This window comes from Burkholderia sp. MSh2 (assembly GCF_000731655.1).
Taxonomy (GTDB): Bacteria; Pseudomonadota; Gammaproteobacteria; order Burkholderiales; family Burkholderiaceae; genus Burkholderia; species Burkholderia paludis.
Genome location: NZ_JPGM01000096.1, coordinates 22140 through 28139 on the forward strand (window position 1 = coordinate 22140; position 6000 = coordinate 28139).

General features: G+C 65.8%; 9 protein-coding genes. 2 read left to right on the forward strand and 7 right to left on the reverse strand.

Annotation, left to right across the window (positions count from 1 at the left end; translation table 11 throughout):
- Positions 1 to 425: 425 nt before the first annotated feature.
- Together GQ57_RS42620 and GQ57_RS35685 are read left to right on the forward strand one after the other, a co-directional pair.
- Complete coding sequence (locus GQ57_RS42620; RefSeq protein WP_152603443.1) at positions 426 to 635, forward strand: hypothetical protein; 210 nt, start codon at positions 426 to 428, stop codon at positions 633 to 635.
- Positions 608 to 1096: a CPBP family glutamic-type intramembrane protease gene (locus GQ57_RS35685; protein ID WP_031397141.1), complete on the forward strand. Its 489-nt coding sequence runs from the start codon at positions 608 to 610 to the stop codon at positions 1094 to 1096. Before GQ57_RS42620 ends, GQ57_RS35685 begins: the two co-directional genes overlap by 28 nt.
- Before the next feature lie 130 nt (positions 1097 to 1226).
- Here GQ57_RS35685 and fliR read toward each other — a convergent pair whose 3' ends face one another.
- The 7 genes from fliR to fliL are packed head-to-tail and all read right to left on the reverse strand — an operon-like array spanning position 1227 to position 5737.
- Entirely contained in the window at positions 1227 to 2009 is a 783-nt protein-coding gene (gene fliR / locus GQ57_RS35690; protein ID WP_034200362.1) for a flagellar biosynthetic protein FliR, read from the reverse strand.
- A 29-nt stretch (positions 2010 to 2038) separates the two neighbouring features.
- Complete coding sequence (fliQ, locus tag GQ57_RS35695) at positions 2039 to 2311, reverse strand: flagellar biosynthesis protein FliQ (RefSeq protein ID WP_031397139.1); 273 nt, start codon at positions 2309 to 2311, stop codon at positions 2039 to 2041.
- A 20-nt stretch (positions 2312 to 2331) separates the two neighbouring features.
- The gene (gene fliP, locus GQ57_RS35700; RefSeq protein ID WP_031397138.1) at positions 2332 to 3093 is read right to left on the reverse strand and encodes a flagellar type III secretion system pore protein FliP; all 762 of its coding nucleotides are present in this window, start codon (positions 3091 to 3093) and stop codon (positions 2332 to 2334) included.
- Between the two features lie 36 nt (positions 3094 to 3129).
- Positions 3130 to 3681 (reverse strand): flagellar biosynthetic protein FliO, encoded by a 552-nt coding sequence (fliO, locus tag GQ57_RS35705; RefSeq protein ID WP_031397137.1) that lies wholly within the window; start codon positions 3679 to 3681, stop codon positions 3130 to 3132.
- Positions 3682 to 3689: 8 nt separating this feature from the next.
- Complete coding sequence (gene fliN / locus GQ57_RS35710) at positions 3690 to 4187, reverse strand: flagellar motor switch protein FliN (RefSeq protein ID WP_031397136.1); 498 nt, start codon at positions 4185 to 4187, stop codon at positions 3690 to 3692.
- Complete coding sequence (gene fliM / locus GQ57_RS35715; RefSeq protein WP_031397135.1) at positions 4180 to 5178, reverse strand: flagellar motor switch protein FliM; 999 nt, start codon at positions 5176 to 5178, stop codon at positions 4180 to 4182. Before fliM ends, fliN begins: the two co-directional genes overlap by 8 nt.
- A 22-nt stretch (positions 5179 to 5200) precedes the next feature.
- A complete protein-coding gene (gene fliL / locus GQ57_RS35720) occupies positions 5201 to 5737 on the reverse strand; it encodes a flagellar basal body-associated protein FliL (protein ID WP_052001606.1) in 537 nt (178 codons plus the stop codon).
- Positions 5738 to 6000: the final 263 nt, after the last annotated feature.

The window sequence follows — 6000 nt, forward strand, 5'->3', positions numbered from 1 at the left end:
CCAATTTCGGACGGGTGCCGGCAGGCTTGCGAACGGTGCGATGCGACGGAGCGCCGAGCGGAAATAGCGGCACGCCGGGCAAAGCATCGGCGTGCGCGTTGTTGCACAGGAACGCGCCGAGGTAGTCCGGTCGGAGCGAAACACAATCACCAGCAAACACATCGACAGTTTGACAAGCCTGGACGGGCGCAACCGCGGCACTAGCGTGCCGACGTTGGCGGCGGTCAACGCCTGGCCTGCTTTCGGCAAGCAGCGTCATCCACAAAAAATGGATGTTTTGCTACAGATTCGGCAGTTTACTTAGGACTATTGTTCAAACAAGAGCCTGGAGCATTTGGCTCACCCCTGTAAATATCATCCTTTTCCCTGACCAATCGAAGAATTCATGCGGGATGGTGAGGCGACATTGTTGGAGGTGAATTCACATGATTAATTTTAATATAAAATCCAGTTATTTTATCGACACTTTGGTGGCGCCGTTCACTTTGGAGAGCCAGGCAGAGGCCGTCTCGAGGTTTGTCAGCGAACCTCAAGCGTCACATTTTTCGAGAATTTCATTGATGGAATTTTATCTAAAAAATTCCTTTTTAATGATTGATGAATCGCAATGGAAAATTGTCTTGGCAGCAGCGTGATTCGCATTATCTCGCGCGGCCCGGCGCTCGTTTCGGCATTTCTGACTTGGGTTCTCACGTACGTTTCCGGCATTGTCGTCTGGGGTGCCCAATTCGTATTCGAACTCCCGTTTGGCCCATCGTCCGGTGCACTACCGGAAATAATGCGGCACGACCTACTGACTCGCCTGCTTGTCGGCTCACTCGTTGCGCCGATAGTGGAAACATTTCTTTTCCAGTGGTTGCCCATTCGGTTGATTCGCCGCGCATTCGGAGCGAGCGTTTGGCCGGCCATTGGTGCCTCAACGCTTGTGTTCGGTGCAACGCACGGCTACAGCGTCCTGTACGTGACAGTTGCCTTATGGGGCGGCCTGATTTTCGCAACAGCGTTCGTGCTGCGTGATTACCCCGGCGGCCGTCCGTTCTTGGTCGTCGCCACCGCCCATGCTGCTCGCAACACGCTGGCGAGTATCGTCATCTGACGATCGAATCATTTCTGGATCGATCGGCAGAATCGTCGCCATTTAGCCGGACGAATGCGCCCTGAATCGATACGAGATCGCGATGAATTGGCCGAGGCGGCCCCCGATCTCGTGACGAATCACCTACGCATCACCGCCAGCCGATCAGTACCCGCCCCATCGCGTCGAGCCCGATGTCGAACAGGTGCGACACGAACGGCACGAGGTTCGGAATCATCAGCTGCACGAGCAGCAGCCCGACGAGCATCGTCACGGGAAAGCCGACCTGGAATACGCCGATCTGCGGCGCCGCGCGGTTGAGGATGCCGAGCGCGAGGTTCGCGATCAGCAGCGCAGCGACCACCGGCAGCGCGAGCAGCAGCCCCATCTCGATCACGGTCGCACCGAACCCGGCGAGCGTGCGCCAGCCGGGCGCGTGCAGCAGGTCGGCCGATACCGGCAGCGACTGGAACGACGCGACGAGTGCGGCGAACACCTGCAGGTGGCCGTCCACCGCCAGGAACGCGAGCATCGCGATCGCGTTCAGGAAGCGGCCCATCGCGGGCGTCGCGCCGCTCGTGTGCGGATCGAAGAAGGTCGCGAAGCCGAGCCCCATCGACAGCCCGATGAAGTCGCCCGCCGCCTCGACGGCCGAGAACGCGATCTGCATCGTGAAGCCCATCGCGGCGCCGATCAGGAACTGCGTGACAAGGATCCAGATGCCTTGCGCGGAGAACATGGTCACGTCCGGCATCGCGCCGAGCGTCGGCGCGACGACCAGCGCCATGAACGCGGCGAGGCCGATCTTCGCGCGCACCGGCACCGCGGCATGGCCGACGACGGGCGCCGTCGCGACGAGCGCCAGCATCCGCACGAACGGCCACAGGAACGCGGTGAGCCAGCCGTTGAGCTGCGCGTAGGTAACCGAGAACATCGCCGCCGGATCGTGCGAATGCGCGCGGCTCAGCCGGCGCCGAGCGTCGCGACGTGCAGCAGCGTCTGCCGCAGGTAGTCGAGCATCGTCGTCAGCATCCACGGGCCGGCGATCACCAGCGTCGCGGCGACCGCGAGCAGCTTCGGGATGAACGACAGCGTCGCCTCGTTGATCTGCGTCGCGGCCTGGAACAGGCTCACGACGAGGCCGACCGCGAGCGCGACCAGCAGCAACGGGGCGGAGAGCAGCAGGCCGACCATCATCGCCTGGTGCGCAAGGGTCATGACTTGTTCGGGCGTCATCGCGCGTATTCCTCCGCCACTTACGAGAAGCTCTGCGCGAGCGAGCCGATCAGCAGCTGCCAGCCGTCGACCAGCACGAACAGCATCAGCTTGAACGGCAGCGACACGGTGGATGGCGACACCATCATCATCCCCATCGACATCAGCACGCTCGCGACGACCATGTCGATGATCAGGAACGGGATGAACACGGTGAAGCCGATCTGGAAGCCGGTCTTCAGCTCGCTGGTGACGAACGCGGGCACCAGCAGCGACAGCGGCACGTCCTCGGGGCCCTGCATCGGCGCGGCCTTCGAGATCTTCGCGAACAGCGCGAGATCGGTCTCGCGGGTCTGCTTCAGCATGAAGGTCTTGAACGGCGCGACGCCGCGCTGCACGGCCTGCTCCATCGGCATCGAGCCGTCGGAGAACGGCTTGTAGCCGTCGTTGTACGCGCGGTCGAGCACCGGCGACATCACGAAGAAGGTGAGGAACATCGCGAGGCCGACGAGCACCTGGTTCGGCGGCGTCGTCGCGGTGCCGAGCGCCTGGCGCAGCAGCGACAGCACGATGATGATGCGCGTGAAGCTCGTCATCATCAGCAGCATCGCCGGCAGGAACGACAGCATCGTGAGCAGCAGCATCGTCTGCACGCTCAGCGAATACGTGGTGCCGCCGTGCGGGCCCGGGCTCGTGTTGAACGCGGGCAGGCCGTTGGCCTGCGCGAGGGCGAGCGCGGGGGCGAGGCAGAGGATCAGCACGGGCGCGACGCGCGCCGCGCGACGCAGGAATTCGTGTTTCATCGGAATGCGGGTACGGAAAGAGGGCGCGCCGCCATGTCAGCGGTCCTTGTCGCGACCGAGGCGTTTCGCGGCTTCGCCGGCGAGTGCGTCGCGAAACCGCGAGCCGAACGTGCCGGGCAGGCCGCCTTCGGACGGTGCCGCGCCGGCGGGTGCGTCGGCCGGCGCCGAAGCCGTGGCCGCCGCCGAACCGGCCGGCAGCGTATGCAGCAGCCTGACGTTGCCGGGCGCGACGCCGAGCACGAGCCAGGTGTCGCCGATCTCGACGATCGTCGCGCTTTCCTTCGCGCCGACCGCGACGCTCGAGACCACCTTCAGCGGGCCGCCGCGCCGCGCGGGCTGGAAGCCGAAGCGGCGCGCGAGCCACGCGCAGGCGAATACGAGGCCGATCACGACCGCGAGCCCGACGAGCGTCTGCAGCACCGCGCCGATGCCGAGCGACGGCGCGGCCGAACCGACCATCACGCTCGACGCGATCGAGCCGGGGTTGTTCACCGCGTTCATGTCGGCGGCGCCGGCCGGCGCGCAGGCAAGCGACGCGGCGACGGCCGAAGCCGCCGCGCAAGCGACGCGCACGCGGCGGCCGGACATGACTGCTTTCACCGATTCAGCTTCCGGATGCGTTCGGCCGGCGTGATGATGTCGGTCAGGCGGATGCCGAACTTGTCGTTGACGACCACCACTTCGCCCTGGGCAATCAGGCAGCCGTTCACGAGCACGTCCATCGGCTCGCCGGCCATGCCGTCCAGCTCGACCACCGAACCCTGCGCGAGCTGCAGCAGGTTGCGGATCGCGATCTTGGTGCGGCCGAGCTCCACGGTCATCTTGACCGGGATGTCGAGGATCATCTCGATGTCGTTGTGCGTCGAGCTTGCCGCGGCCTTCGACAGCGGCTGGAACACGCCGGCGCCCGTCGCGCCCGCCTGCACCGGCTGATGGTTCTGCTCGGCCAGCGCGGCGGCCCAGTCGTCCAGGCCGGGATCCTCTTCCGCCGCGGCCGGGGTCGGGGCCGCCTGCGCGGCGGCGGCCGAGGCCGCGAGGGCCGCATCGGCCATCGCTTGCGCGTCGTCTTCGGGCGTCTGGTTCAGCTCACTCATATCCACCTTCCTTCATCGAATCGCCCGCGCTGATCATCTTCTGCACGCGCAGCGCATATTGACCATTGAAAATTCCGTAGCCGCATTCCATCACCGGCACGCCGTCGACCTTCGCGGTGATCGTGTCCTCGATCTCCAGCGGCAGCACGTCGCCCGCGCGCAGGTTCAGGATCTTCTCGAAGGTCGACGAGATCTCGGCGAGATTCGCGCTCAGCTCGACCTCGGCGGCCTGCACCTGCTGCGACAGCACCCGCACCCAGCGGCGGTCGACCTCGAGCGCTTCGCCCTGGATCGGCGAACTGAGCACGTCGCGGATCGGCTCGATCATCGAGTAAGGCATGCAGATGTGCAGCGTGCCGCCGGTCGGCCCGAATTCGATCGAGAACTGCGTGACGATGACGATCTCGTTCGGCGTCGCGACGTTCGCGAACTGCGTGTGCATCTCCGAGCGCACGAATTCGAACTGCAGCGGCCGCACGCTCTTCCAGGCGACCGTGTAGTGCTCGAACACGAGGTTCAGCAGCTTGCCGATGATCCGCTGCTCGGTGGCCGTGAAATCGCGGCCTTCGACGCGGGTGTGAAAGCGCCCGTCGCCGCCGAACAGGTTGTCGACGACGAAGAACACGAGGTTCGGGTCGAACACGAACAGCGACGTGCCGCGCAGCGGCTTCACGTGCACCAGGTTCAGGTTCGTCGGGATCGGCAGGTTGCGGGTGAACTCGCTGTACTTCTGCACCTTCACCTGGCTGACGGAAATTTCCGCCGTCCGCCGCATGAAGTTGAAGATGCCGATCCGCAGCAGGCGCGCGAAGCGGTCGTTGATGATCTCGAGGCCGGGCATCCGGCCGCGGACGATCCGCTCCTGCGTCGCAATGTTGTAGGGGCGGACGCCCGACGTGTCGCGCTGCTCGTCGACCGAATCGGATTCGCCCGTGACGCCCTTGAGGAGGGCATCGACCTCCTCCTGGGACATGAACTCCTGGTGACCCATACGCGCTCCTTTCGCGGCCGCGTTACTGGACGACGAACTCGGTGAACAGCACGTCGTCAACCTTCGCGCGCTGGTTGCCCGGCTGCGTCGGCTGCTCGATCAGCTCCCGCAGTTCCTTCGCGAGCGTACGTTTGCCGTCCGGCGTCGCGAGATCCTCGGGATGCTTGTTCGACAGCGCGAGCAGGATCCGGCTGCGGATCTCCGGCATCCGCGCGGTCAGTTGCTCCTGCGCCTTCGGATCGGTGAGCTTCAGCGACAGGCCGACGCGCAGGTAGTGCTGCGCGCCGTCGTCGGACTGCAGGTTCACGGTCAGCGGGTCGAGCGGGAAGAACACCGGCACGGCGAGCGGCGGCGGCGCGGCGGGCGCGCCCGCATGGCCGACGCCTTCCTTGCTCAGGAACACGTACATGCCGCCGGCAGCGGCGGCCGCCGCGCCCAGCGCGATGACGGCGATGAGCGCAATGCGCTTGAACTTGCCGGACGAAGCCGGCTTGTCGGCGGTCGGGTTTGCGGTCGTGGAGGCCATGTGAATGCGTGCGTGATGTCTCGTAGCATGCATTGTTCGGCATCCGGGCCGAGCCCGATGGGCGGAAAAGAGGGGGGAATTGCGGCTATCTCAGCCGATTGTCGGGCGGGCGTCGGCCGGATGCAGGGTAGGGCCGGCGGCGCAGGGCGGTCTGGCCCCGCGCGGCGGGAGGGATCGGGGCGGTCAGGGCAGTCGGGCACGCGCGGCGGGCGGCGGCCCCCCCCCCCGGGGCGGCGGGTTGGGCGGCGCGGCCGGGGGGGGGGGGGCAAGACCCCGGCCACCCCCCGCGGCCTGAC

Excerpts from the sequence above, each read along its gene's own strand:
- fliQ (WP_031397139.1), bottom strand. The coding sequence starts at position 2,311 with ATGACGCCCGAACAAGTCATGACCCTTGCGCACCAGGCGATGATGGTC.
- fliL (WP_052001606.1), bottom strand. The coding sequence starts at position 5,737 with ATGCATGCTACGAGACATCACGCACGCATTCACATGGCCTCCACGACC.
- fliR (WP_034200362.1), bottom strand. The coding sequence starts at position 2,009 with ATGTTCTCGGTTACCTACGCGCAGCTCAACGGCTGGCTCACCGCGTTC.
- fliN (WP_031397136.1), bottom strand. The coding sequence starts at position 4,187 with ATGAGTGAGCTGAACCAGACGCCCGAAGACGACGCGCAAGCGATGGCC.
- fliO (WP_031397137.1), bottom strand. The coding sequence starts at position 3,681 with ATGTCCGGCCGCCGCGTGCGCGTCGCTTGCGCGGCGGCTTCGGCCGTC.
- fliM (WP_031397135.1), bottom strand. The coding sequence starts at position 5,178 with ATGGGTCACCAGGAGTTCATGTCCCAGGAGGAGGTCGATGCCCTCCTC.
- GQ57_RS42620 (WP_152603443.1), top strand. The coding sequence starts at position 426 with ATGATTAATTTTAATATAAAATCCAGTTATTTTATCGACACTTTGGTG.
- fliP (WP_031397138.1), bottom strand. The coding sequence starts at position 3,093 with ATGAAACACGAATTCCTGCGTCGCGCGGCGCGCGTCGCGCCCGTGCTG.
- GQ57_RS35685 (WP_031397141.1), top strand. The coding sequence starts at position 608 with ATGGAAAATTGTCTTGGCAGCAGCGTGATTCGCATTATCTCGCGCGGC.